At 50.7% G+C, this 25,487-nt stretch carries 18 protein-coding genes; 16 read left to right on the top strand and 2 right to left on the bottom strand.

The annotated features are described in order from the left end of the window. Window position 1 precedes the first annotated feature (1 nt). The 3 genes from deoC to CF651_RS12955 all read left to right on the top strand — a co-directional run bounded on the left by deoC (window position 2) and on the right by CF651_RS12955 (window position 2,795). Complete coding sequence (gene deoC / locus CF651_RS12965) at window positions 2–703, top strand: deoxyribose-phosphate aldolase (protein WP_245855860.1); 702 nt, start codon at window positions 2–4, stop codon at window positions 701–703. Window positions 704–736: 33 nt separating this feature from the next. After that, complete coding sequence (locus CF651_RS12960; RefSeq protein WP_094015269.1) at window positions 737–2,110, top strand: class I SAM-dependent rRNA methyltransferase; 1,374 nt, start codon at window positions 737–739, stop codon at window positions 2,108–2,110. A gap of 85 nt (window positions 2,111–2,195) precedes the next feature. Next, window positions 2,196–2,795 (top strand): nitroreductase family protein, encoded by a 600-nt coding sequence (locus CF651_RS12955; RefSeq protein ID WP_245855855.1) that lies wholly within the window; start codon window positions 2,196–2,198, stop codon window positions 2,793–2,795. A 103-nt stretch (window positions 2,796–2,898) separates the two neighbouring features. Here the strand turns inward: CF651_RS12955 and CF651_RS12950 are convergent, their stop codons facing one another. Beyond that, window positions 2,899–3,765 (bottom strand): DNA alkylation repair protein, encoded by an 867-nt coding sequence (locus tag CF651_RS12950; protein ID WP_179232788.1) that lies wholly within the window; start codon window positions 3,763–3,765, stop codon window positions 2,899–2,901. A gap of 195 nt (window positions 3,766–3,960) precedes the next feature. On the opposite strand from CF651_RS12950, the gene addB reads away from it, so the two are divergent. Genes addB through CF651_RS12935 form a run of 3 tightly spaced genes read left to right on the top strand, consistent with a single transcriptional unit; the run spans window position 3,961 to window position 13,961 of the window. Beyond that, window positions 3,961–7,686, top strand: coding sequence for a helicase-exonuclease AddAB subunit AddB (gene addB, locus CF651_RS12945; RefSeq protein ID WP_094015267.1), 3,726 nt, complete (start codon window positions 3,961–3,963; stop codon window positions 7,684–7,686). Beyond that, entirely contained in the window at window positions 7,683–11,732 is a 4,050-nt protein-coding gene (gene addA, locus CF651_RS12940; protein ID WP_094015266.1) for a helicase-exonuclease AddAB subunit AddA, read from the top strand. The genes addB and addA overlap by 4 nt, the downstream gene beginning before the upstream one ends. 42 nt (window positions 11,733–11,774) lie before the next feature. Continuing rightward, on the top strand, window positions 11,775–13,961 hold the full coding sequence (locus tag CF651_RS12935; protein ID WP_094015265.1) for a stalk domain-containing protein: 2,187 nt from the start codon (window positions 11,775–11,777) through the stop codon (window positions 13,959–13,961). Between the two features lie 18 nt (window positions 13,962–13,979). Here the strand turns inward: CF651_RS12935 and CF651_RS12930 are convergent, their stop codons facing one another. Next, window positions 13,980–15,911, bottom strand: coding sequence for an FAD-dependent oxidoreductase (locus CF651_RS12930; RefSeq protein WP_094015264.1), 1,932 nt, complete (start codon window positions 15,909–15,911; stop codon window positions 13,980–13,982). A 305-nt stretch (window positions 15,912–16,216) separates the two neighbouring features. Between CF651_RS12930 and CF651_RS12925 the strand changes: the two genes are divergently transcribed. The 10 genes from CF651_RS12925 to CF651_RS12880 all read left to right on the top strand — a co-directional run bounded on the left by CF651_RS12925 (window position 16,217) and on the right by CF651_RS12880 (window position 25,487). Then, complete coding sequence (locus tag CF651_RS12925; RefSeq protein WP_094015263.1) at window positions 16,217–16,561, top strand: histidine triad nucleotide-binding protein; 345 nt, start codon at window positions 16,217–16,219, stop codon at window positions 16,559–16,561. A 108-nt stretch (window positions 16,562–16,669) separates the two neighbouring features. Beyond that, on the top strand, window positions 16,670–16,843 hold the full coding sequence (gene rpsU / locus CF651_RS12920; protein WP_010491812.1) for a 30S ribosomal protein S21: 174 nt from the start codon (window positions 16,670–16,672) through the stop codon (window positions 16,841–16,843). Between the two features lie 12 nt (window positions 16,844–16,855). Beyond that, on the top strand, window positions 16,856–17,299 hold the full coding sequence (locus tag CF651_RS12915) for a GatB/YqeY domain-containing protein (protein ID WP_094015262.1): 444 nt from the start codon (window positions 16,856–16,858) through the stop codon (window positions 17,297–17,299). Window positions 17,300–17,452: 153 nt separating this feature from the next. Then, a complete protein-coding gene (locus CF651_RS12910) occupies window positions 17,453–18,844 on the top strand; it encodes an NfeD family protein (RefSeq protein WP_094015261.1) in 1,392 nt (463 codons plus the stop codon). A gap of 76 nt (window positions 18,845–18,920) precedes the next feature. Next, window positions 18,921–19,910, top strand: a complete 990-nt coding sequence (gene floA / locus CF651_RS12905; RefSeq protein WP_094015260.1) for a flotillin-like protein FloA — start codon at window positions 18,921–18,923, stop codon at window positions 19,908–19,910. 39 nt (window positions 19,911–19,949) lie between these two features. After that, window positions 19,950–20,480 (top strand): hypothetical protein, encoded by a 531-nt coding sequence (locus CF651_RS12900; RefSeq protein ID WP_094015259.1) that lies wholly within the window; start codon window positions 19,950–19,952, stop codon window positions 20,478–20,480. A 228-nt stretch (window positions 20,481–20,708) separates the two neighbouring features. Then, a complete protein-coding gene (yqfC, locus tag CF651_RS12895) occupies window positions 20,709–20,987 on the top strand; it encodes a sporulation protein YqfC (RefSeq protein WP_094015258.1) in 279 nt (92 codons plus the stop codon). Window positions 20,988–21,001: 14 nt separating this feature from the next. After that, the gene (yqfD, locus tag CF651_RS12890) at window positions 21,002–22,183 is read left to right on the top strand and encodes a sporulation protein YqfD (protein WP_094015257.1); all 1,182 of its coding nucleotides are present in this window, start codon (window positions 21,002–21,004) and stop codon (window positions 22,181–22,183) included. A 32-nt stretch (window positions 22,184–22,215) separates the two neighbouring features. Next, window positions 22,216–23,178, top strand: coding sequence for a PhoH family protein (locus tag CF651_RS12885; RefSeq protein ID WP_425436261.1), 963 nt, complete (start codon window positions 22,216–22,218; stop codon window positions 23,176–23,178). Between the two features lie 59 nt (window positions 23,179–23,237). Next, entirely contained in the window at window positions 23,238–25,487 is a 2,250-nt protein-coding gene (locus CF651_RS12880; RefSeq protein ID WP_094015255.1) for an HD family phosphohydrolase, read from the top strand.

Raw genomic sequence — 25,487 nt, 5'->3', positions numbered from 1 at the left:
AATGAGTGAAGCAGGCAACAACGCAGCAATGGATGTAAAGCGTATCCCTTCCTACATAGATCATACGCTGTTGAAGGCGGATGCCAATGCGCAAGCCATTTCCAAGCTGTGTGAAGAAGCAAAGGAATACCAATTTTACAGCGTATGTGTCAACGGTGTATGGGTGCCAACGTGTAAGCAGCTGCTAGAGGGCAGCGGTGTGAAGATCAGTGTTGTGTGCGGCTTTCCTTTGGGAGCCAACGCTAGTGCTGTAAAAGCTTACGAGGCCGCTAGAGCGGCTGAGGCCGGCGCAAACGAGATTGATATGGTTCTGCAGATCGGCCAGCTGCTGGAAGGCAGCTATGATGCCGTGCGAGAGGACATTCGGGCTGTAGTGAAAGCGGTAGAGGGACAGGCCATCGTGAAAGTGATTTTTGAAACGGGTTTTCTGAACGAGGAGCAGAAAAAGGCTGCTTGCCGTCTTTCGGAGGAAGCGGGCGCTCATTATGTGAAAACTTCAACAGGCTTTGGTCCCGGAGGCGCAACGGTTGATGATATTCGGTTGATGCGTGCGAATGTATCGGCACAAACCGGAGTTAAAGCGTCAGGCGGCGTACGCGACCTGGCTACGGCTTTACAAATGATTGAAGCAGGGGCGACGAGACTCGGGACGAGCTCCGGTGTGGCTATTATGAAAGGCGTCTCGGATCATGCGTCCTATTAGATAAGAAGCAGTTACAGTTCAGGAGGAACCGAAGTGGCAGCAGTATTTTTGGATAAGAAAAGAAAGAAACGGCTGGAAGCGGGCCATCCTTGGGTATACCAATCCGAAGTGGAGCGGATCGAGGGGACGCCTGCTCCAGGGCAGCTCGTCGGGGTTCATAACCATTTGGGACAATTTCTTGCAACGGGGTACTGGAATCCGAAATCGCAAATCACCGTTCGAGTTGTTGCTTACGAGCCGGTAACGGAAATGACCCATGAATTTTTTGTCGAGCGGTTCCGGCGCTGCCTGGAGCAGAGAGAGCGGTTTTTACCGGGTGCCTTATCGTATCGTTTCGTCTATGGAGAAGCGGACTTTTTGCCTGGCTTGATTGTTGACCGGTTTGAAAATATATTGGTTGTGCAGCTGCTCACGCTTGGCATGGACCGTGTTCGGGATCAGATTGTCTCTGCATTGGCGGAGGTTGTAAAGCCGGCAGGAATCTATGAACGGAGCGATGTATCGGTACGGGAGCTGGAGGGACTGGAGCAGACAACGGGACTGCTGTATGGGGAATGTCCTCAGCACGTACTCATAACGGAGAACGGCTTGAAGCTGGAAATTGACATCAAGGAAGGTCAGAAAACGGGCTATTTCTTCGATCAGCGTGAAAATCGCGCGGCTATTGCTCCCTTAATGACGGGCTGGGGGAAGCGGGGCGGGATTGAGCTCAAAGAGATGCCTGCGGACGATGGCTCGGAACAAATGATTCAGGCCCCTGTCAACGCCAACGGCAAGGTAGTGACTTTCCCCTACTGGGATGGCGCGACGGTGCTGGAATGCTTCTCCCATACAGGAAGCTTCACTTTAAACGCCTGCAAATACGGCGCTAAAAAAGTGACATGCCTGGATATTTCGGAGCATGCGATCGAAAGCGCGAGAACGAACGTAAAGCTGAACGGTTTTGAGGATCGGGTAGAATTCGTTGTGGCGGATGCCTTCGAATACTTGCGCGAGCAGGTGAAAGGGTTGGAGCTCCGCCTGGAGCGCGGTCAAGCAGATAAGAAGAAAGTGGACACCTCCCAGCCGCTCCAGAGTAAAAGCCGAACGTGGGATGTTGTCATATTGGACCCGCCTGCCTTTGCCAAAACACGCAGCGCAGTGGAAGGGGCTTGCCGCGGCTATAAGGATATTAACCTTCACGGGATGAAACTGGTCAATGAAGGCGGCTATTTGGTAACGGCGAGCTGCTCTTACCATATGAAGCCGGATCTCTTTCTTGAGACGATTCATGCGGCGGCCATCGATGCGAAGAAGACGCTTCGTTTGATTGAATTCAGGGGTGCCGGGAAAGATCATCCGCGCATTCTTGGGGTGGATGAAGGTCATTATCTGAAATTTGCCATATTTGAGGTGCGCAGTAAATAGACTTATATAAACCGTCTTTCTTACTTACAGAGAGGGCGGTTTTATAATGTTATTGATAATTGTTCTCGATGGAGAGGGGGATACCATGAACCAACCTATATCTTTATCCATGGGTCTGGGAGAGGCGATTCGGGGACGCCGCAGTATCGGGCGGGTCAAGCAGGAGCCTATTGCCAAGGAGATCATTGAGACGCTGCTCGAAGCGGCTGCTTGGGCACCCAGTCATCATGCAACGGAGCCATGGCGATTCTATGTGATGGTCGGAGAGGGAAGACGGATTCTGGCGGAAGCTTATGCAGATATAGCCGTTGAACATAGTCGAGGCGTCGTTGCTGAAGACGAGGAAGCAGCTCTCCGTGCGAAGCACGGAAGCAAGGCGTTTCGTGCGCCTGTTGTGATTGCGGCTGCAGTTTCACCATCGAATGCACCCGGGGTAAACCGGATGGAAGAGTTCGCCGCTGTCCATTCGGCGGTACAAAATATGCTGCTTGCGGCCCATGCGATGGGGCTGGGCGCGATATGGCGCTCAGGCGAGCCTATGTATCATCCTCGAATGAAGCAAGCTTTCGGTCTTGCCGATGCGGAGGAAGTGGTCGGCCTTATTTATTTAGGCTATCCTGATATCCAGCAGCCGCATGGGAAGCGCGAACCGGTGGCGGCCAAAACGGTTTGGCTGCAAGGTTAATTCGACAATATATTGGCGGGCGTGCACCTTTAGTCGTGGGTGCTCGCCTTTTTTTGTGCAGATTGACCAGATAAGCCTCGTGAAAACAGCGCAGCCATAGGAATTAACTGATTCGAGAGCCCTGGACGGGTTCAGTGATGTGAAGCAGAGGCTCTGAAGGTAAGCGCTTGGCCAAATGGTGGACGGCGCTCTGTACGGCTTTTTGCACGGCCGCATTCTGGTCTGACCTAAGCTGCTCGAACAACGGGCGAATGCGTTCCCATTGCGTAACGGCCTCGGCTGAAGAGAAAAGCTTGGCGATATGCAAGCGGACAACAGGTGAATCCAGGAGAATCCAATGCTCTAAACGACGTTTTGTCTGTTCAGGGTAAACTCGAAGGAATCCGTCCCCGATGACAGCTGCTCCGAGCTGTTTTCTTATTTCTGAATGCTTATCGTAAAGCAGCGGCTCGATTAGATCCAGCAGCTGCTCCGCCAGGGCGGGGTTTCCTGGCTTTGCGGCAAGCTTGGCCGAAATAAGAGCCGTACGACGTATGAAGGGTGAGGGATCCGTAATCCATTGAGTTAATTCCGGATAGAAGGAATCGAAATGCCTGCTGAGTAATGTGCCGCAAGCGTGTGCGGTCCATTCGCGGACACTTTTGAAAGCGCTATTGGCCAATTGCTTCAATCTGGCAATGGCTGAGGCGGGAGAATGCGGATACAGGCTGACCAGGAGAAATACGGCAAGCTCTTGCGCCGTTTCTTGCTGCAAGTTAGCCAATACATCGGTCAATGGATGGAGCAGCTGGGGATTTCCGCTGCACTCATCTTCGATCAGCAGCAGTGCCCGATGTTTGACTGTCTGCTCCCGTTTTCCTGCAAGGACTGCGGCCTTCATAGCGTTGCGCAGTATCTCAGTTATTCCTTGAACGGAGGATTGTCGGACAGCCGCCCTAAATTCGTCTTCCCAATGAGTATCTTGCTTCATGGTCCCAGCCTCCTGCGGTGAATGGATGGGTATTATTTTATAATAAAAGAGAGAATAGAACAAGTGTTCTTGTTCTATTGTTTTGTGATATAATTGAATCCAAAACATCCCTTACCCTATGAATCGGAATTTTTGGTAGAATAATAGAGTTAAGGGAAATCGTATACAGGTGCAATAAGGCAGGAGGAATCAACTATGGCTGTACGTTTTGTCTTGGGAAGAGCGGGAAGCGGAAAGAGCGAGTACTGCTTGCGCAAGTTGAAAGAAACGCTGGTGGAATCGCCGAATGGGCGCCCGTTGATCCTGTTGGTGCCCGAACAGGCTACCTTCCAAGCCGAGTATGCGCTTGCTTCAACGCCCGAGCTGGGCGGGACTCTGCGTGCTCAGGTGCTCAGCTTCCGACGGCTTGCCTGGCGCGTGATGCAGGAGGTTGGGGGCACTGCCCGTTTGCCGATCGACGATACCGGGAAAAAGCTGCTTTTGCACAAAATTTTACATAAGCACCGCCAGCATCTGAAGCTGTTCTCCAATTCAGTCGATCAGATGGGTTTTATAGAGAAGATCAGTGACTTGTTTAAAGAGTTCAAAAGATACTGCATAACGGCCGACGGATTTTCTTCATTCCTGAATCAATCCTCCATGCATTCCATCATGCTGGAGGACAAGCTTCATGATTTGAATTTGATATACAGGGAATTCGAGACGGAGCTTTCTCAAGCTTATTTGGATGGAGAGGACTTCCTGACACTGCTCGCCTCTCAGCTTCCCGAGTCGGATTATGTCCGGGAAGCTGAATGCTGGATTGACGGTTTTCACGGATTTACCCCTCAAGAGATGGCGGTCGTTGAACGACTCGCTGCTGCCTGTACGGACGTTACGATGACTTTATGCCTTGATCGGGACTATCAGCTGGGAGACAGGCTCCACGAGCTTGAACTGTTTCACCCGACGGCCCGCACTTTGCTGCAGCTTCGTGAAAGGCTGGATCGGCTGGATATTGCAGCTCATGAATCGATCATGCTTCCGTCACAGCCGCCTGTCCGCTTCCGGGAAAGCCCGATGCTCGTCTACATGGAGAACGCCATGGAGCAGCGGCTCAAGAAGCCTTATCAGCCGGCCGCGGGTGCTGCTGCGGAAGAAACGGGCGTCCGCCTTTCGGCATCTGTAAACCGAAGAGCAGAGGTCGAGGGGGTTGCCCGCGATATTTTGCAGCTGGTACGCGATCGTCAGATTCGATATCGGGATATTGCGGTAACGGTTAGAAATGTCGAGGCTTATGGAGACCTGCTGGCCGGTACATTTACGGATTTGAACATTCCCCACTTTTTCGATCAAAAAAGAACAGTGATGCATCATCCGCTGGTTGAGCTGATCCGCTCATCCTTGGAGGTGATCTTGCATTATTGGAAGTATGATGCCGTATTCCGCTGTGTGAAAACCGACTTTTTCCTGCCTCTGCCTCATCACGAAACCGGACAGAAGATTTTGCAGGAGCCGGATGAACCGGTGCTGGATCGCCATGCCATGGATCAGCTGGAAAATTACGTGCTGGCTTTCGGGATTCAAGGCTCCCGTTGGTACGACGGCAAGCCATGGACCTATTCGCTGCGCACCAGTTTGGAGCAGCCGGAAGCGTCTGCCAGCGAATCGGAGGCCGCTCAGCTGCGGTTCATCCATCGCAGCCGGCAAAGTATTGCCGAGCCGCTGTTTGCATTCCAGGAGCGTATGAGACGCTCCAAGACCGTTCAAGACAAGGTAGAATCGCTCTACGGGCTGCTTATAGAAGTGAAGGTGCCGGACCGGCTGGAAAGCTGGAGCCAAGCTTCAATTCATGCAGGACAGCCAGAGAAAGCCAGGGAGCACTCCCAGGTATGGGACCGGATCATCGATATGTTCGACCAATTGGTCGAACTGATGGGTGGCGAGGAGGTATCCACGGATACTTTTGCACAGCTGCTGGAAACGGGGATGGAGAGTATACGGCTTGGTCTGGTGCCTCCATCGCTGGATCAGGTACTGGTCGGCAGCATGGATCGGACCCGCACCGGCCATGTGAAGCATGTATTTGTCCTTGGTGTAAACGAGGGGGTTATCCCGTCCAAAATCAACGAAGACAGCGTTATCTCGGAGCAGGAGAGGGAGGCTTTGACCGATGCCGGGCTTCCGATGGCAGAAGGTGCCCGAAGAAAGCTGCTGGACGAGCAGTTCCTGATCTACTGTGCGTTCTGCACACCTTCCGAATGCCTGTGGCTAAGCTATCCGTTGGCGGATGAGGAGGGGAAGTCACTGCTGCCGTCGGACATGATTCGGCAAATGAAGCGGATGTTTCCTTTTGTGAAGGAACGGCTGCTGATGAGCGAGCCCGCAGGGACGATGAGCTTGACGGACCAGCTCAGCTATGTTGCCCACCCGGGAAAGACGATGTCCTACTTAATCGTCCAGCTGAAGCAGTGGATGAAGGGCGAGCCGATGTCGGGAGTCTGGTGGTCGGTCTACAACTGGCTTGTAGCTCAGCCGGGCTGGGGAGCGAGACTTCGCTCGATGCTTCAGGCACTGCTCTTCACCAACGAAGCGAAGCCGTTAAGTCCTGTCACGAGCAGGCTTTTGTACGGAGAGCATGTGCTGACCAGCGTATCGCGTATGGAACGGTTCGTGGCCTGTCCTTTTTCTCAATTTGCTTCCCACGGCCTTAAGCTTCAGGAGAGGCGGATTTACCGGCTGGAAGCGCCGGATATCGGTCAACTGTTTCACGCGGCATTAAGCTTGTTCGCCGAGCAGATTGTGAAGGAAGGAACGGATTGGGGGGGCCTTACGGCGGAGGATTGCTTCAGGAAAGCGGAAAATGTAGTCGATTTACTGGCGCCAAGGCTGCAAAGCGAAATTTTGTTCAGCTCCAAGCGTCACCATTACATTGCGCGCAAGCTGAAGCAGGTAGTAGGCCGTGCGGCGATGATGCTGGGAGAACATGCCCGCAGAGGACAATTCGTTCCTGTTGGTTTGGAAATCGGGTTCGGTGCGGGGCAAACGATTCCGCCGTTAAGCTATGTATTGGATAATGGCATTCGGATGGACGTTCGGGGGCGAATTGACCGGGTAGACCGGGCGAGTACCGAGCAGGGGACGCTTCTTCGAGTGATCGATTACAAATCAAGTCCGACTGCACTGCTCTTATCCGAAGTGTATTACGGTCTTTCCCTGCAAATGCTGACCTACTTGGATGTCATATTGACGCATTCCGAGACATGGCTGGGTACAGGGGCGAAGCCAGCAGGCGTTTTGTATTTCCATGTACATAATCCTCTGCTGCAGATGAAAAACCGGATTTCACCGGAAAAAGCGGACGAGGAGCTGCGCAAGCGGTTTAAAATGAGAGGCCTGGTTCGTGCGGACGCCGAAACGGCGCAGTTGATGGACGCTGCGCTCGTCGGTTCCAGCGGTCACTCGCAACTGATCCCCGTAGCATTGAAAAATGACGGCAGCTTTTATAAATCTTCCTCCGTAGCCGATGATACGCAGTGGAATGTGCTTCGCGATTATGTACGGGGAACGATTAAAGGCATCGGGGAATCGATGACCGGCGGTGAAATCAGCATTGAGCCTTATCGCATGGGACAGGAGATGCCGTGTACGTTTTGTTCCTTTAAGCCTGTCTGCCAGTTCGACAATCAATTCGAGGCCAACCGTCCGAACGTATTGAAACCTATCGGAAAGGAGCGGGCGCTCGAATTGATGAGCGAGCAGCTTAAGCTGAATGGCTCCCATGCGGAGAAGCCGAAGCTGGTTCCTTTCCGTCCTGCCAGATCGGTGAAGGCGGCACTGGACCCTGTTCAATCATTTGTTGACATGGGGGAAGAGGAATCAGGGGAGGAAGTACAGCAGCAGAGCAGAGTGGATGGTAGAGACGGGGGGACACAGGAATGATCGACAAAATCCAAAAGCCGGAGGGAAGCACCTGGACGGATGATCAATGGGACGCCATAGCGATTCATGGCCATGATATGCTGGTTGCTGCGGCAGCGGGCTCCGGTAAAACGGCAGTGCTCGTTGAACGCATTATACGTAAAATATCCGATGAGCAGTCTCCGGTGGATGTGGACCGCCTCTTAGTTGCGACCTTTACGAAGGCGGCAGCCGCAGAAATGCGTCACAGGATCAGTGAGGCTCTGGAAAAGGCTCTGGAGCGCAATCCGGCCTCGGATCATATTCGAAGGCAGCTGGCTCTTATAGCCAGAGCTTCGATTACAACACTGCACTCCTTTTGCCTCGAGGTTATCCAAACGCATTACCAACGAATAGGCTTGGACCCCTGCTTCCGAATCGCGAATGAAACGGAAAGCGAGCTGATGCGTCAAGATTTGATCGAAGAGCTATTTGAGGAGCAGTATGGGGCTGCGACGGAACAAAGCGACTTTTGGCATTTGGTCGAATGGTTTGGCGGGGAAAAGAGCGACGATGCCCTTTACCGCCTCGTTCAGCGCCTTTACGATGAGTCGCGGAGTCATCCCGACCCGGCCCGCTGGTTGAGGGAAATGGCTGCTATGTTCAACCGGGGAATGACCGGTGATGGTGCTTCCGAATCTGATAATCCTTGGATTCCTAGTCTGCTCATGTCTGTTCAGCTGGAGCTGGAAGGGATCGCTACGACATTAAAAGAAGCGGTGCAGCTTGCCGAATCACCCGGCGGGCCTGCTCCTTATTTGCATAATCTGCGAGAGGATTTGGATACCGTCGCCTATCTTCAGCAGGTGGCCGGCTATTCATGGACCCATCTTTACGATTCTTTTCAAGGGGCGGGATTCGGCAAGCTGAAGCCGTGTAAGGGAGACCAATATGATAAAGAGCTTCAGGAGCAAGTGAAGGAGCTTAGGAATAAAGCGAAGGAGCAGCTTTTCGGTCTCAAGGAGGAGCTGTTTGAACGGACGACCGAGCAATATGCTGAAGAATTAAGCGTGCTTGCCCCTCTGATGTCGGCCCTGGTGGAACTGGTCATAGAATTCGGCCGTCGCTATCAGGAAGGTAAACAATCGAAGGGATTAGTTGATTTCGGTGATTTGGAGCATTTTTGTTTACGCATATTGTCTGAGGGTACGGCGGACGATTCAGAAGAACTGCAGCCGTCCACTGCCGCATTGCAGTATCGAGATCGTTTCGTTGAGGTGCTGCTGGACGAATACCAGGACACGAACCGTGTTCAGGAGGCAATCGTTGCCCTGATTTCCCGGGAAGCGCCGGGAAACCGGTTTATGGTAGGGGATGTCAAACAGAGTATATACCGTTTCCGTTTGGCGGAGCCGGGACTTTTTCTGGAGAAATACAAGAGCTATTCGAACGACGGAACCGTTCCGGGGCAAAAAATTGATTTGGCCAAAAATTTCCGCAGCCGCCGCTCGGTGGTAGATGGGGTTAATTTTATATTCAAGCAGATCATGGGCGAAACGGTAGGCGAGATTGCTTATGATGCAAGGGCTGAGCTGGTCTATGGTGCAGTCTATTATCCGGATTGGCAGGAGATGACGAACGGCTCTCCGGCGGCGGAGCTGCTGCTGGTAGATCGTTCTGACGTGGAGCAAGGAGATGAGGAAAGCGTAGAGGCTGCGGAAGCGTCCGGAGCAGATGATGCTGCCGTCCAAGGTACGGATGCCGATTCGGTGAATGAAGCGAAGGAGCTTGAGACGGCGCAACTGGAAGCTCGGATGATCGCTCAACAAATTCGGGAACTGCTGGGCGACGGAGGGAAGCCGGCATTTCAAGTATTGGATAAGTCTTCAGGCGGTCTGAGGAGTATTACGTTCCGGGATGTGGTGATTTTGCTAAGAGCCACCCAGCAATGGTCTCCCGTAATCATTGAAGAGCTCAAGCAGCAGGGAATTCCTGCGTATGCAGAGCTGAATAGCGGTTATTTTTCGGCTACAGAGGTAGAGGTGCTGCTATCCCTTCTCCAAATCATTGATAACCCTTATCAGGATATACCACTTGCTGCTGTGCTTCGTTCCCCGATTGTACAGCTGAGCGAGGAGCAGTTGGCTCAAATTCGTATTGCGGGCAAGCACAGGGCGTTCTATGATGCGGTCCGATTCTATGGAAAGGGAATGGAAAGCGATAATTCGGATGGGATGGAAAGTATGAATGCCGCCCTTTCAGTCGTGGACGCAGGGTGGAAAGAAGCAGCGGCGGGGGATGCGCTATTACAGAACGACTTTACCTCGTCTGTACAAGGCTCGTCAGTGAACCATGATATGGATGGGGCTGACACCGGGAGCCTGATTCAGGACGCCTATGCGAAGCTGAGCAGGTTTCTAAGAAAGCTTCAGGCTTGGAGAGAAGAAGCTCGGCAGGGGTCACTATCGGATCTAATTTGGGCGATTTATCGGGAAACGGGATATTATGATTTCGTAGGAGGTCTGCCCGGAGGACAGCAGCGGCAGGCCAACCTTCGGGCTTTGTACGATAGGGCGAAGCAGTACGAAGCGACATCGTTCCGGGGGCTGTTCCGGTTTTTGCGTTTTGTCGAGCGGATGAAGGACGGCGGAGGGGACCTGGGGACCGCGCGTGCGCTTGGTGAGCAGGAGGATGTTGTCCGCATCATGTCGATTCACAAAAGTAAAGGTCTTGAATTCCCCGTTGTATTTGTTGCCGGCATGGCGAAAAAATTTAACCAGAGGGATTTAACGGATGCGTTCATGGTCCACAAGGATCTTGGTTTCGGACCCAAGTATATGGACACGCAGGCGCGTATCAGCTACCCAACCTTGCCGTGGCTGGCCATTCGACGCAAAATGCGGATGGAGATGCTTGCAGAGGAAATGCGGGTGCTTTATGTTGCGCTGACACGGGCAAGAGAAAAGCTGTACCTTCTGGCAACGGTGAAGGGAACGGACAAGCTGCTGCGCAAGTGGTCGCGCTATTTGGAGCATAATGAGGAGCTGCTGCCTGACGACGCAGTGGCGCAAGCTCGTTCTTATTTGGATTGGATCGGCCCTGCATTAATGCGTCATCCGGATGGAGCAGCACTGCGCGAATATGCAGGAGTGCCGAACCGGATTCCTGCCGTTTGGTCAGACGATCCCTCTCGATGGCAGATACATCTGCTGCGACAAGAACGTTTCGCCGGATGGGCGGAAGCGGCAGGCACATCGGAAGTGAGTGGGGAACGCAAGCAGTCGGTTCTTCGATTGGAGCCTGTTGAGGATAGGGGAGACTTGCTCGATTCCCAGGTATGGAGCCGATTGGCGTGGCAGTATGGATACGGAACCGCTTCTACTCTGCTATCCAAAACTTCTGTCACGGAGCTGAAACGATTATCAGAGCATCACAGGCTGATGGACCTGGTATCCGATGAGCCGGAGGCAGTCATGCTCAGTACTGGCTATGGCCAGGGGGCATCATCCTATCGTCCGGCGATTGTTCGCCGTCCCAGATTTTTAGAGCAGACCAAGCTGAATGCTGCCGAGCGCGGAACCGTGTTTCATGCGGTGATGCAGCATATAGCGATGGACAAGGCACCAACCCTTGCAGAGGTTCATGAAACGCTAGCCCGTATGGTGCGTAAAGAGTTATTGACGCAGGCGCAGAGCGAGGTTGTGGATGCTGACGTGATTGTTACCTTTTTCCACAGTGAGCTGGGCCGCAGACTGCTTCAAGCTTCCAGAATCCATAGGGAGGTTCCGTTCAGCTATGGTCTTCCCGCTCGGGAGGTGTACGCAGGAACGGATGAGGCGACTTCCGAGGAAACGATTTTACTTCAAGGGGTTATCGACTGCTTATTTGAAGAGGGGCAGGGGCTTGTACTGCTGGATTACAAAACAGATCATGTCAAAAGCAGTACACCGGCTGCTCTCCAGGCTATCCGTGACAGGTATCAGCTTCAGCTCGATTTATACGCCAGGGCCGTGGAGAAAATATGGCGCAGGCCGGTGACGGGCAAGTTTATATTCTTGTTCGACGGTGCACATATCATGGAATTATAAGGCCGCGCATCATCAATTGTGCAAGAGGAGGGGGTTAGCTGCATGTCACGAATCCGCAAGACCATCAGCCGTTGTAGCCGGATGGTATTCGTTGTCGCTGTTGCCGCAGGCTTGCTGGCAAGCGGTTCTCCTGCATCGGCAGACCCGATTTGGGACCGCTGGAAGGCAGCGGAGGCTGCCGTGGAACGGGGGAATCCGGAGGAAGCAGTTCCTCACTGGAAGTACCTGGTGGACTACTACGCATCGATTAGCGATTGGCAGAGTGCCGCTTTGTTCAGCGGCAAACTGGACGAGTATTACGACGGTGTTCATGATTACGAGAATGCGATTGTATATTACGAGCTCGAGAACGAGTATTGGCTAAAGTTTGGAAAAGACTGGGGAGCCGTCGACCTGCAGCGTGCGGAGCAAATAAGAACTGTTGCTGAGCTCTATATGTCCACGTCCAACGTAGACGAGCTGAAAAAGCAGGCGCTGCCCTCCAGCGGCAAACTGGCCAAATTTGAGCCGGAGTACGGGATGTACATCGGCATGTACTCAGAGCAGGATCCTGCGATGCAAAATAACTTTACACGCTCGGAGTCGTTGTACGGCAAAAAACATGCGCTCTACCTTGCTTATTCGCAGGTTGGAGGCGCATTTCCTAAACAATATGCCGTGAGGGCCAAGGAAGCGGGCGCTGCGCTGCAGATTGCCTGGGAACCGAGAAACGGCTTGGATTCCGTTCAGGATGATGCCTATCTTCGCGAATGGGCACGCGCCGCCAAAGCTTCCGGCATTCCGATCTTCCTTCGTTATGCCAGTGAAATGAATGGAAACTGGGTTGTGTGGCATGGGGATCCGCAGAAATATATAGAAAAATTCCGGCTTGTACATGATGTCATGGCCGAGGAGGCGCCGAATGTAGCTATGGTGTGGAGCCCGGGGGACGTTCCGGCCTATTCGATGGATGTCTATTACCCTGGGGACGACTATGTCGATTGGGTCGGTGTCAGCTTGTATACGGAGCCTTATGAGAACGGTGATCCTGCGCAGGCCAATATGCAGGCTACGACGCCGATTGAAAGGCTCGATTATTTGTACAAGACGTACTCGGACAGGAAGCCACTCATGATCAGTGAGACGGCCGTTTCCCATTATGCGCATATTCCGCAGGAATCGTTTACGGAGTATGGGTTGCTGAATTTGCACCGATTGTACGAGGTTATGCCGCTCAAATATCCGCGTCTGAAATCCATCACGTACTTCAATGTGGATCTCAAGGATCGTGAGTCCCGCAACAACTATTTGCTAGGCGCCAACGATGCGATGAAGAAGCTGTACAGCCGGATGATTGCCTCACCGTTTTACTTAACGAAGGTGGAGCAGGGAACCAAACCGGCGGACAATACAGGGCATATCAGGATGCTTCCGGAAGGAAACACCTTCTCGGAGCGTACGAAGATCACGCCTTGGGTGAAAATACCCGATATTTACATCGGTAAGCTGGATTATTCGATCAACGGCAGCCTGATTGCTACCCAAACCGAGCCTCCCTTCGGGATTGAGCTGGAAGCGGGCAGCGTTCCCGAGGGCTCATCTCTGCAGCTGGAAGTATACAATCGTTCCGGTCAAAAGGTAGCGACACGCTCTGCACCACTCTCATCCGAGGTATCCGTGCGCATGGACGGAAAGCTTCAAGCCTATGAGCAGCCCCCGGTAATCCGGCAAGGTAGCACATTAGCTCCGCTCAGGGCAATCTTTGAAGCGATGGGCGCTACCGTTACTTGGGATGCCGCGGCTCAAACTGCTACAGGGCGCAAGGGAGATACAACGATCACGCTGAAAATAGGCGACCGCCAAGCGTTCAAAAATGGTAAACCGGTCGAGCTAGAGGTTCCTGCTCAATTGGTAAACGGATTCACGGTAGCTCCCGCCCGTTTTGTCGGAGAAGCGTTTGGAGGCGATGTTCAGTGGGACGGCAAGCTCCGCACTGTTAACATTACGACGGGGAAAGGCGTATCCGCCGCTGACAAGAGCCTGAACACAACGGCAGCCGAAACCGTCAAAGAACTGACAGCAGCTCCCCAGCCATCAGACCGTCAGATACAGGAAAGGGCAATTTCCCCGCGGCAGGATGAGCAAAAACCCGATTCTCAGGAATCGGGTTGGCTTCATCGTCTGATGCATCGTTTTCGTGGGACCATTCAAGCCGTGGCAGCCTGGCTGACTCAATTTGTGTTTGCTTAAGCCCGCACAGCCATCCACTTACACGCGAACTGGAGTTTTGATGTTTTCAAGTATAGCTTTAGCGACTGCACGCGCACTTGAGAAAGAACGCTCTGCCAACTCGCCTTTTCCTTCACAGCCATCCCCGCAGAAATAAAATGGAACATTCTCCAGTCGGACCGGCAGCAGCTGGTTCGTAACAATGTTTTTCACACTGGATACCATTGCTTTTTTCGATACCCGCTTGACTGCTGTTACGTCCCGCCAGCCTGGATAATAATGGTCGAATAAGTTTTCCATCTGTTTCGTTTTATTGTCGAGATACGCTTTTCTTTCTTCCTCATTCGAGAAATTGTCACTTAAATAGGCGATCCCTTGCAGCAGCTGCCCGCCGTCAGGTACCAATGTGTGGTCCGTCGCGGAGACGTCGCTGATGAACAGCTTATTGTCCATATCGCTAATATAGGAGAAGGGCCGTGCGACTACTTTATTAAGGCCGATATCGTAGACCATGACTTCCGTAGCCGTATTTCCCTCGAAAGGAGCAAGGAACGGCTCCCAAGGCGTACCCTTCATCAGCTTGCATATTTGCTGGACCGGCATGGCAAAGATCACTTTGTCAAAAGCCTGCTCTCGGTTTTTGGTTTTTAATACGTATTTTTTATCCTCGTAGCGGATCGATTCTACGCCTTCCTGCAGTGCCATTTCCCAAGTGCCCGGCAATTCGATTTTTTGGCGAAGCTGATTTGTAATCACTGCCCAGCTTCCAAGGACGTAGTTGACCGGACGGGACGAAAGGAACAGGTTATAGTAGTACTCACTGATAACCTCGCCTGGGACTTTGCGTGCTTCCTCAGGTGTGATGAAGAAATTGGAGCATACCAGGTGCTCCCAAAGCTCTTTGACGTCTTCATCCGCATCGGATTGGGCTAAATAATCGCCGAGCGTCTCATAATTTTTCACCTTATGAATATGGGCGATAATCGCGGAGATTTCGCCGACAAAGCGGACCTTTTGTATCGGATTCAATATCTCAGTCCTCATCAAATTGACAAAATCTAGCGGAGCCGGTGTTAATTGATCATTTTTGCAATACATCACTTTGCGTTTATCGACCTGCTTGGAGCTGAAGGACAACCCAAGCTCGCGTTCCATGGAAGTGAGCTCGTGACGGTCGATTCCATAAACGGCATGGGCGCCGTAGTTTAGGGTGAAGCCGGACTTCTCATATGTAAAAGCTCGGCCGCCCCATTGTGGACTTCGTTCGAACAATACGCCGCGGACACCTTCGTGCTCCGATAAATAAGCGGCCGCGGTCAAACCGGCCAAGCCTCCACCTATAATTGCGATATTCATCCTGTTTGCCTCCTTAACGTTCTGTACGAGCCTAGTGTCTATGGGAATGGAAGGGGTACCTTGCTCTGAGCGCAGCCCGGACCAAACCCAGGTAAGATGGTTGCGTATCATGGTGAGTAAATCTGTATCCTCCTGAGAGCACCACATCCACAGGGTTCCGCGATAGGCTGCAATCAGCAAATTTACTTTATCGCGCTCAGGCAGCCAACGCAGCAAACGATTGGACAACAACTGGTACTGCTCCTCATCAATGCTTTTCAGCGCCTCATTCTGAAGAGTAAGAGAAAGCAGACTGCGGATCAGCCTTGGATAAGCTTGAATATTGGACGCCAAGTCTAAAAATAGCCGGTGAATGTGACTTTCCAAGGATTGTACTTGTGAAGGGGTCGTTTCGGCCCACTCATTGATGATGCTCATCTGCTTACGGGGAATATCTCTTAATATTTCGTCCTTACCTTGAAAATAATGATAAAAAGTCCCTTTTGACGTGTTGGTTGCAGTAATAATATCGTCCACAGACACTTGTTCGTATCCGCGTTCCATGAACAGCCTTAGGGCAACCTCTATCATATAATCCCGTTTCTTCCTTGTTGCAGCACGCATAAACCGAACCATGCCGAACCACCCCATCGTCGTTCTTCGGGTCCATTATACATAATATTAGACTCTCAGTCTAGAAGTGAAACGCCTACTTTTTGAGCCATCAAGAAATTCGGCAAGTCATCCTGATCTTAAGTATCCGGAAGGTTTAGGATGTGTATACACCGCTTTCAAAGGGGGAAACATGCGGCTGTTTCTAGCTTTTGAATATTATCCTTAATTTTTCTTGATTCGGAGTTTCTTTTTTTCTTAAAATTCGGTATAGTAATAACGATATACAATTTGCCGTCAAGTCTTGAGTAGCAGGAGGACAACCCGTCATGGATTGTATTTTTTGTAAAATTGTCGAGGGGAGCATCCCTTCCAAAAAGGTGTACGAGAATGAGCATGTAGTGGCTTTTCATGATATTCAGCCAGCGGCTCCGGTACATATTTTGATTATCCCCAAAAAGCATATCGCAACCATGAACGATGTTGAACCAGGCGACTGGGGTTTGCTCGGTGAGGTTCATCAAGCCGCGCAAGAAATTGCCAGACAAGTAGGTGTGGCGGAAAGCGGTTATCGACTGATTAATAACTGCGGTAAAGACGGAGGACAAGTCGTTTTTCATATTCATTATCACCTGTTGGCAGGGGAGAAGTTGGGCCCGCTCAATGCTAGGTAAAGAATCTTTCACCTTAGGTTGACACCCAGTTTGGGTATGCCATATAATGAAATTTGATGAATTGCTTTTTTTCGTCTTGGACGGTCTGTTCGGAGGGAGGGAAAACTGGTGTCAGAAACTCGAGTTCGCAAAAATGAAACTATAGATGCTGCACTTCGCCGCTTTAAGCGCTCCATCGCAAAAGATGGCGTATTAGCGGAGGTTAAAAAACGCAAGCATTATGAGAAGCCAAGCGTAAAGCGTAAGAAGAAATCAGAGGCTGCTCGTAAGAGAAAGTTCTAGGGGGCTTAATCGATGAGCTTAAGCGAGAGATTAAACGAAGATATGAAGCTAGCGATGAAGAGTCAAGACAAGTTTAAACTCTCCGTAATCCGTATGGTTCGAGCAGCTATCAAGAATATTGAGATAGATCAGCGCAAAACCTTAGATGACCAAGAAGTACTTGATGTTCTGAATCGTGAAGTAAAACAGCGGAAAGATTCCCTCCAAGAATTTGAAAAGGCAGGTCGTGACGACTTAGCCGAAACCGTAAAGGCAGAAATTGTGATTCTGATGGAGTACTTGCCGCAGCAGCTTTCTGAAGAAGAAGTAAAAGCCATTGTATCGCAGACCATCCAAGAAGTGGGAGCTTCTTCTAAAGCGGATATGGGAAAAGTCATGAGTGCATTGATGCCGAAGGTGAAGGGACGGGCTGATGGCAAAATTGTCAATCAAGCCGTTCAACAACTATTATCATAGTACCTACAAGAAAGCACCCCTGGTAACGGGGGTGTTTTTTTCGTTTTCTGGTTATTTTTTGCAAGTTTGAATCGAATCGGCTATCCTTTACGTAAGTATGGAATAGACCTGAATAAGGATTGGCTTGACTAAGGAAGAAGGAGGTTATAGCTGATGTGGAAAGTAAAGCAGGCACTGCAGACCAGGATACTCCTGCTGTTATTCTTGACTGTACTGCTGCTGTCAGGGATCCCTGCATATGCCCAAGATCCTACTACTCCCGCTCCGTCTCCAGCGTCCGTGCCTTTATCGGCGCCGATCGTTGTTATTCCGGTGCATCAGACGGTAGAAACTGGATTGCAAAAGTTTCTGGACCGCGCCCTGAAAGAAGCGGCTGATGCCAGGGCGATGTATGTCATCTTGGATATCGACACCTTCGGTGGGCGGGTAGATGCAGCGGAGGAAATTGGAGAAATGATCCGCAGCAGTCCTGTGCCGACCCTTGGCTTTGTTCACGGCAAGGCGGTATCTGCTGGAAGCTACATCGCTTTGAATGCAACGAAAATTGCTATGGAGCCAGGCAGCTCTATTGGGGCTGCTGCCGTAGTGGATGGCTCTGGTAATGAAATTGAGAATGTGAAAGTTATCGCTCATTGGGCCAGTGAGATGCGTGCAGCAGCAGAACTCAGGGGGCGTGACCCGCAAATTGCCGAGGCCATGGTAGACAAAAATGTTGGCGTTACCATGAAGCCCATCGGGCGTACCGTGCCGAAGGGGCAGCTCGTCTCCTTGACTGCGGAGGAAGCGGTGAAGGTGGGCTATGCCGAAACGACTGCTAAAGATTTGAATGAAGTCATTCGTTATCTCGTAGGAACAGAGCATCCTGTAATTCATTTGAAACCAACCCCTGCGGAAGCATTCTCCCGATGGCTGACCCAACCGCTTATTGCTACGCTGCTTTTATTCATCGGCATTGCCGGGATCGCCATTGAGTTGTTTGTTCCAGGCTTTGGTGTTCCGGGTATCGTAGGCTTGCTTGGCTTCGGGCTTTATTTTTTCGGCCACTACATAGTGGGCTTTGCGGGGGTGGAGGATATAGCGCTATTTATCATTGGCGTCGTCCTGCTGATCATTGAGATTTTTGTTTCGAGCTTCGGTATTCTAGGGATACTCGGTATCGCCTGTTTGTTCAGCAGTGTGGTAATGGCGGCTTATAATACAAAGCAGGCTGCATTGAATCTGTCCATAGCCTTTGTGCTTTCGATTGTTGTTCTGGCTATTTTTATTAAAATTTTCAAGCACCGCGGCGTATGGAACCGATTCATTTTGCGTGATAAGCTGACAACGGATAAGGGGTACACCTCCGCGGAATCCAGATCCGATCTGCTGGGCAAATCGGGAACCGCTATAACGCCTTTGCGTCCGGCAGGGACAATTCAAATCGGTGACGAACGGGTAGATGTGGTGACTTCCGGGGAGTTTATAGCTGTCAACAGTCAGGTTGTCGTCGTCCATGTGGAGGGCTCACGCGTTATCGTCAGAGAAGCGCACGGTGTCCTTCATTAGCCTGTAAATGTTAACTTCGTTAAGCAAAAGTCATCCGGCAGGTCATACTGTCAAAATAGATGTAGGAGGTATAACAATGGATTCGATCGTTTACGTTTTATTGCTTGCCGTCATAATTATTATTGCCCTTTCGGTATTTCTTAGCTTTGTGCCCGTTATGCTCTGGATCTCGGCACTTGCCTCAGGAGTGCGTATCGGGATTATCACGCTTGTCGCGATGCGTCTGCGCCGGGTAATCCCAAGTCGGATCGTAAACCCTATGATTAAGGCAACCAAAGCGGGGATTGATATTACAATAAACCAGCTGGAAAGTCATTTCCTGGCTGGCGGTAATGTAGATCGTGTGGTCAACGCACTAATTGCTGCACACCGTGCAAATATCCATTTGGAGTTCGAACGTGCGGCTGCCATCGATTTGGCCGGTCGTGACGTGCTGCAAGCCGTCCAAATGAGCGTTAACCCGAGAGTTATCGAAACTCCAACCGTATCTGCTGTTGCCAAAGACGGCATCGAGGTAAAAGTAATTGCCCGTGTCACTGTTCGTGCCAATATCGAGCGCTTGGTAGGGGGAGCAGGGGAAGAGACGATTATTGCCCGTGTTGGCGAGGGGATTGTTACAACGGTAGGCTCCTCAGGATCCCATAAAGACGTATTGGAGAATCCGGATTTAATTTCCCGTACGGTTCTAGGCAAAGGACTGGATGCGGGTACGGCTTTCGAAATTTTGTCTATTGATATCGCCGATGTAGATGTCGGTAAAAATATTGGCGCACACCTGCAAACCGAACAAGCGGAGGCGGACAAACGTATTGCCCAAGCAAAGGCGGAGGAGCGTCGTGCAATGGCTGTGGCCCAGGAGCAGGAGATGAAGGCGCGTGTTGTCGAGATGAAAGCGAAGGTTGTTGAATCCGAATCCCAGGTTCCTTTAGCTATGGCCGAAGCGTTGCGCGGGGGCAAGCTTGGTGTTATGGACTATATGAATTTGAAAAATATCGATGCCGATACTCAAATGCGCTCGACGCTCGGTAAAATGAATGATACCGGTAAAAATGACGATCAAAAATAACACGCCCGGCATCATCAACCAGGGAAGGAGCGTGTTGGCGTGAAATGGATCCAGCTTATTTTGAACAACTGGTTCATTGTCGTTGTATTATTTTTTATTCTCAGCGGGTTGTTTAAGCGGAGAACTCCGAGTGGGTCCCAACAGTCGCGTAAGTCTACAGGCCCCAGCATGCCGCCATTTGGCGGAGGCGGAACGGTGGGTCCCGGTTGGGGAAAGAAGTCCTTGGAAATGAATAAGGGAAAGTCTGCGCCCGCAGCAGCTTCAACAGGGGGCGAAGCGCCATCGAGTACGAAAAAAGCGCCTGAATCTTCTTCGACACGTGTCGGGGAAGAGAGAAAAGCTGTGCTAGCCGCTGATAATTATGGCCAGGAGCCTCAAGAGGATTTCTGGGATACTTCTCCATTAAGCGGAAAAGTGCAGGCCTCCAGGGAGAGCTCTAGCGCCCGACATGACGGATCATCTAACAGTTTCGGCGCTGACGATGCCATTTCTGCCGATAAATTAGCCCAAGGGATTTTGTGGGCGGAAATATTGGGTCCTCCCAGGTCGAAGAAGCCTTTTCGTAAATAATCGTAAAAAATAAAATATTTTACACAGCACGGATCCCTTAGATTTGAGGGTCCGTGCTTTTTTTTGTTAAGCAAAGTTGCTTAAGTGCAACTGTTGATCTGCTTTCATAATTTAAGGGTTTCCGGCATATGGTGTAAATAGCCTATGCTGCGTGTTTTATGGTACCGCATAACGAAGCTTATGCTTTCGAAGTAAACTTTCCTACGGAAAGTTCTCAGGAGGGTAACTATGCGCCGTCTCACTCGAAAATGGAATCAATTTACCGCGAAGCTCCTGGATGTGCCTCAAGATGTCGTGTTGGATCTGCCTCGTATGACCCTTATCGGCAATATGCAGCTGTATATAGAGAATCACCGTGGAGTGCTGCATTTTTCGAGTGAACTTTTAAAGCTGGCTCTCTCCAAAGGGAAGCTGGAAGTGCATGGTAAACAGTTGGTCATTAGGGCTATTTTAACCGAGGAAGTATTTATTGAAGGGGTTATAGACGAAATCAAATTTATTCCGTGAAGAGGTGCAGGCAATTGAAATCATCGATTCTTTTATCGCTGCGCGGTTATGTCTTGGTACAAATGAGGGGCCCGCGCTTGGAAGTCATGATAAATCGTATGATAGAGAACGGGATGTCCATTTGGGATATCCGTCTGTTAGGGGAGTCGCGTGCTGAGCTTTATATACTTATAAAAGATTTTTTTCGGCTTCGCCCGCTCCTCAAAGAGACAGGCTGTCGGGTCCATGTTCTGAAGCGGTTCGGTCTTCCTTTTATGCTGGACAAACTGGAGAAACGAAAGTTTTTCGCGATCGGTCTGGTTTGTTTTTTTATCGGTCTGTATTTGCTGTCTTCCGTCGTATGGCAGGTTAGGGTGGAAGGCAACGAGCTTATCAGTACGAATCAAATATTGGAGGCTGCGAAGAAGGAAGGCTTATATAAATTGCAGTGGAAACACCGGCTGAAAGACACGGATGCGTTGTCCAAAAGCTTGCAAAACGATTTACCCGGGGCGTCATGGGTAGGTGTGGAAGTTCACGGAACACATATCATCATCAAGGTTGTGGAGGCGACCATCCCCCAGAAACCGCCTCTGATGAGTCCAAGACATTTGGTAGCGTCCAAGAATGCGATGATAACGTCAATTTTTGCGGAGAAAGGGCGTCCGATGGTCAAGGCCAATACGTACGTCCGTAAAGGGGATATCCTCATATCAGGGATTATTGGAGACGAGACGCATCAGCAAACCGTAATTGCTTCAGGTCAAGTGAAGGGCTTGGTATGGTACACTCCGACGGTTGAGGTGCCGCTGGTCCAGTATTACAAAGTATACACGGGCGAAACCAGGAAACGGTTCTACCTCGTAATGGGAAACCGGGGCTTACAATTGACCGGCTATGGTAAGCTGCCTTTTGAACAGTATGAAACGCTGCCCGAACGCAAAACGCTTCAGTGGCGCAACTGGAGCTTGCCGATAGGATGGTTGAACGAGAAGCTGATGGCAACAAGTCTGGTGGAACAACCCATTGATCCGCAGGAAGCCAAATCGCTGGGAATCGAGCAGGCCAAGGCAGAAATTTTGTCATTAGCCGGCAAGGATTCGAAGATTGTGAGCGAAAAAATTTTGCATGAAAAGACGGAGAATGGTAAAGTTTATATGGAAGTACATTTAGAGGTGGAAGAATCCATCACGCTAGAGCAACCCATCGTACCATAATCGCATTCGCTTGAAGGAGAAGAGGCCTGTTGATTGACAACGCACGCATCGTGAAAGTGGCATTGAAAAATACGGCGGAAGGTTTAGCTCTCTTCGGACCGCAGGACAAGTTTCTGCACTTGATTGAGCAGCATACCGATGCCAGGATCCAATCCCGTGAAGAAGAGATCGTCATTCAAGGCAATGCAGCCGACACCGAATCCTTGGAGCAGCTGTTCCAGGTACTGTTGGAGCTGGTGCGCAACAACTATATTTTGAATGAACGTGATGTGCTGTATGCGCTGGAGTTGGCCAAGCAAATGAAGGCGGACCAGCTGTTGGATTTATTCAAAGGGGACATTGCCACCACGCATAAGGGCAAGCCTATCCGGGTTAAAACGATCGGTCAAAAGCAATACGTATCGACCATCAAGCACAAAGATATTGTGTTCGGCATAGGACCTGCAGGTACGGGGAAAACGTATATTGCCGTCGTGCTTGCTGTCACCGCTCTTAAAGAAGGCAAGGTCAAGAGAATTGTGCTAACGCGTCCTGCGGTTGAAGCGGGGGAGAGCTTGGGCTTTTTGCCCGGTGATTTACAGGAAAAGGTTGACCCTTATTTACGTCCATTGTATGATGCTCTTAATGACGTTCTGGGCCCGGAGCAAGTGCTCAAATCGCTTGAAAGGGGCCTGATTGAAATCGCTCCGCTCGCTTATATGCGCGGCCGGACGCTGGATGATTCCTTTATTATTTTGGATGAAGCGCAGAATACGACCCCCGAGCAGATGAAGATGTTTTTGACCCGTCTGGGCTTTGGCTCGAAGATGGTCATTACCGGTGACGTGACGCAGATTGATTTGCCGCGCGGGAAGTCTTCGGGTTTAGTGGAAGCCCAGCGCATATTGAAACAAATTGAGGAAATCGGATTTATCCAATTTTCTGAATCCGACGTTGTCAGACACTCCTTGGTACAAAAGATTATTGTGGCTTACCATGCGGACCAAGAAAAATAGACCGGTTCTTTCAGATACAGTTAGCCGATAGAGCCGTATGAAAGGGATGACCTTTCGAAATGAAAAACCAGGTTTCGATTCAAGGCAAATTTCAATACAGGCTTTCCGGATGGAAATATAGCGCCATGGTGCGCTTTCTTCTGTTTTTAGTGCTTAGCATCCTTTTTTATGTTTCTCTTATGAGTAAAATCATACCTCCGACCTATGACATTCAGCTTGGTGCGGTAGCGGAGAAGGATATATTGGCGCCGAGAGCAATTGAGAATGCGGTGGCAACGGAGCAGGCGAAGGAGGAAGCTGCACAGCACGTCCAGCTGGTATATAAGATCACTTCTCTCAAGAATGAAGTGCTGATGGAGTCCATGTTTGAGAAGCTGCTTCAGATCAATGCGGATTCCGAAGTGACCTTGGGGGATAAAGTGAACATTTTCAAAACCGTGCTTCCGAATCTGGTACTGGATCACGCGGACAAACAGATTAAAGGCTTTTCCGACAGCGGACAGTACAACGAGCCTCTGCTCCAGGAAATGGGTAAAAAAATTCGGGAGCAGCAGTATCGCATTCCGGAAGAAACGTATTATAAAATGCCCCGTCTATCCAAGGAAGATTTGACGGCGATGGAGCCGGTGGCCAAAGAGATTGTGACCCGTTTGATGAACGATCAAATCCTGGATGCCCAGACTGTCCGGGCGAAGGTGCCGGAGCTCGTCAATGCTTCGACCTTGACCAAGAGTACAACGAGGGAAATCGTACAGGAGCTTGTAAGGGCAGCGATTACGCCGAACAAGTTTTTTGATCAAAAAGGAACTGAGGAAGCCAAAGGCCATGCACGGGACAATGTAAAGCCGGTGTTTATTAATAAAAATGAAATTCTTGTAAAAAAGGGCGATACCATCACGGATGAAATGTACCAACGCTTGAGCGGTCTGGAGCTGCTGAAGGACCAATCGAGCAACTGGCCCAAAATCGGGCTTCTGCTCATTGTCGTGATGTTAAGCCTCGTCATCTTTATTTTTGTAAAGCAGAGTAGGCTTTCCGTCAGTCATAACAACGCTCAGCTGCTTATGCTGGTGCTTATTGTACTCATTAATATATTTGGTATGAAGCTGTTTTCTTTAGTGCAAAATTTAGATTATCCGTATATCGGTTTTTTGGCCCCTACCGCTTTGGGGGCGATGCTGATCACCATATTGCTGGATATGAACCTCGCTTTTATTGCCGCTGTTTTGTTCAGCGTGCTGGCTAGCATTATATTCAACACGGATCACCTGCAGCCTTTTGATTTCCGGTACGGCTTGTTTACGTTAGCCGCTTCCTTCGCAGCTATTTTCTCCATACAGCGGGCCAGTCAACGATCCTCTATCTTGAAGGCGGGGATGATTGTAGCTTTGTTCGGCATGGCACTGGTCGCTTCACTGCTGTTGATTGAGGATCACAGCTCCAAGAAGGAAATGCTGTTCGCGCTTTCGTTTACGGTTGGCGGCGGTCTGCTTACCGCAGTGTTCGTTATCGGTCTGCTGCCTTTCTTTGAAGTCGCTTTCGGCATTTTATCGCCGTTGAAGCTCGTAGAGCTGTCAAATCCGAACCATCCTTTGCTGCGCAAGCTGCTGACGGAGACACCGGGAACTTATCATCACAGCGTGATGGTCGGGAACCTGGCGGAAGCCGCGGCCGAATCGATTGGGGCCGATGGGCTTTTGTGCCGCGTAGGCGCGTACTATCACGATATCGGGAAAACGAAGCGGCCGATTTATTTTATTGAGAACCAGACCAATATGGAAAATCCGCATGATAAAATGGACCCGGCGCTCAGCAAGTCTATTATTGTAGCCCACGCCAGAGACGGGGTGGAGATGCTGAAGGAATATCATCTTCCCAAGCCGATACGGGATATCGCGGAGCAGCATCACGGGACGACATTGCTGCAGTTTTTTTACCACAAGGCGAAGAAGCTGTCTGAAGCGGAAGGCGATGACAAGCCGATTGAAGAAAGCGACTACCGTTATCCGGGGCCGAAAGCCCAGTCCAAGGAAGCGGCGATTGTCGGCATAGCGGATTGCGTAGAAGCAGCGGTGCGCTCGCTGAGAAATCCTACCCTGGAGCAGATTGATACGATGGTTCGCAAAATTATTAAGAACCGGTTGGATGACGGTCAGTTTAACGAATGTGATTTGACCATTAAGGAACTGGATCAAGTTGCCAAAACATTGAATGAAACATTACACGGCATTTTTCATTCAAGAATAGAATATCCGAGCGATCTTCAGGCACAAGCCCACAGTCAGACATCCGGAATGAAACGGGAATAA

It is taken from the genome of Paenibacillus rigui (assembly GCF_002234615.1).
GTDB classification, from domain to species: Bacteria; Bacillota; Bacilli; order Paenibacillales; family NBRC-103111; genus Paenibacillus_S; species Paenibacillus_S rigui.
The sequence above is the reverse complement of the archived record's forward strand: the minus strand, read 5'-3'. Positions and strand labels throughout refer to the sequence as shown.

What these genes read in the sequence shown, in the direction of transcription:
- addB (WP_094015267.1), top strand. Translation starts at nt 3,961, where the DNA reads ATGGCTGTACGTTTTGTCTTGGGAAGAGCGGGAAGCGGAAAGAGCGAG.
- addA (WP_094015266.1), top strand. Translation starts at nt 7,683, where the DNA reads ATGATCGACAAAATCCAAAAGCCGGAGGGAAGCACCTGGACGGATGAT.
- CF651_RS12925 (WP_094015263.1), top strand. Translation starts at nt 16,217, where the DNA reads ATGGATTGTATTTTTTGTAAAATTGTCGAGGGGAGCATCCCTTCCAAA.
- yqfC (WP_094015258.1), top strand. Translation starts at nt 20,709, where the DNA reads ATGCGCCGTCTCACTCGAAAATGGAATCAATTTACCGCGAAGCTCCTG.
- CF651_RS12955 (WP_245855855.1), top strand. Translation starts at nt 2,196, where the DNA reads ATGAACCAACCTATATCTTTATCCATGGGTCTGGGAGAGGCGATTCGG.
- deoC (WP_245855860.1), top strand. Translation starts at nt 2, where the DNA reads ATGAGTGAAGCAGGCAACAACGCAGCAATGGATGTAAAGCGTATCCCT.
- CF651_RS12880 (WP_094015255.1), top strand. Translation starts at nt 23,238, where the DNA reads ATGAAAAACCAGGTTTCGATTCAAGGCAAATTTCAATACAGGCTTTCC.
- CF651_RS12915 (WP_094015262.1), top strand. Translation starts at nt 16,856, where the DNA reads ATGAGCTTAAGCGAGAGATTAAACGAAGATATGAAGCTAGCGATGAAG.
- CF651_RS12935 (WP_094015265.1), top strand. Translation starts at nt 11,775, where the DNA reads ATGTCACGAATCCGCAAGACCATCAGCCGTTGTAGCCGGATGGTATTC.
- CF651_RS12950 (WP_179232788.1), bottom strand. Translation starts at nt 3,765, where the DNA reads ATGAAGCAAGATACTCATTGGGAAGACGAATTTAGGGCGGCTGTCCGA.
- floA (WP_094015260.1), top strand. Translation starts at nt 18,921, where the DNA reads ATGGATTCGATCGTTTACGTTTTATTGCTTGCCGTCATAATTATTATT.
- CF651_RS12910 (WP_094015261.1), top strand. Translation starts at nt 17,453, where the DNA reads ATGTGGAAAGTAAAGCAGGCACTGCAGACCAGGATACTCCTGCTGTTA.
- CF651_RS12930 (WP_094015264.1), bottom strand. Translation starts at nt 15,911, where the DNA reads ATGGTTCGGTTTATGCGTGCTGCAACAAGGAAGAAACGGGATTATATG.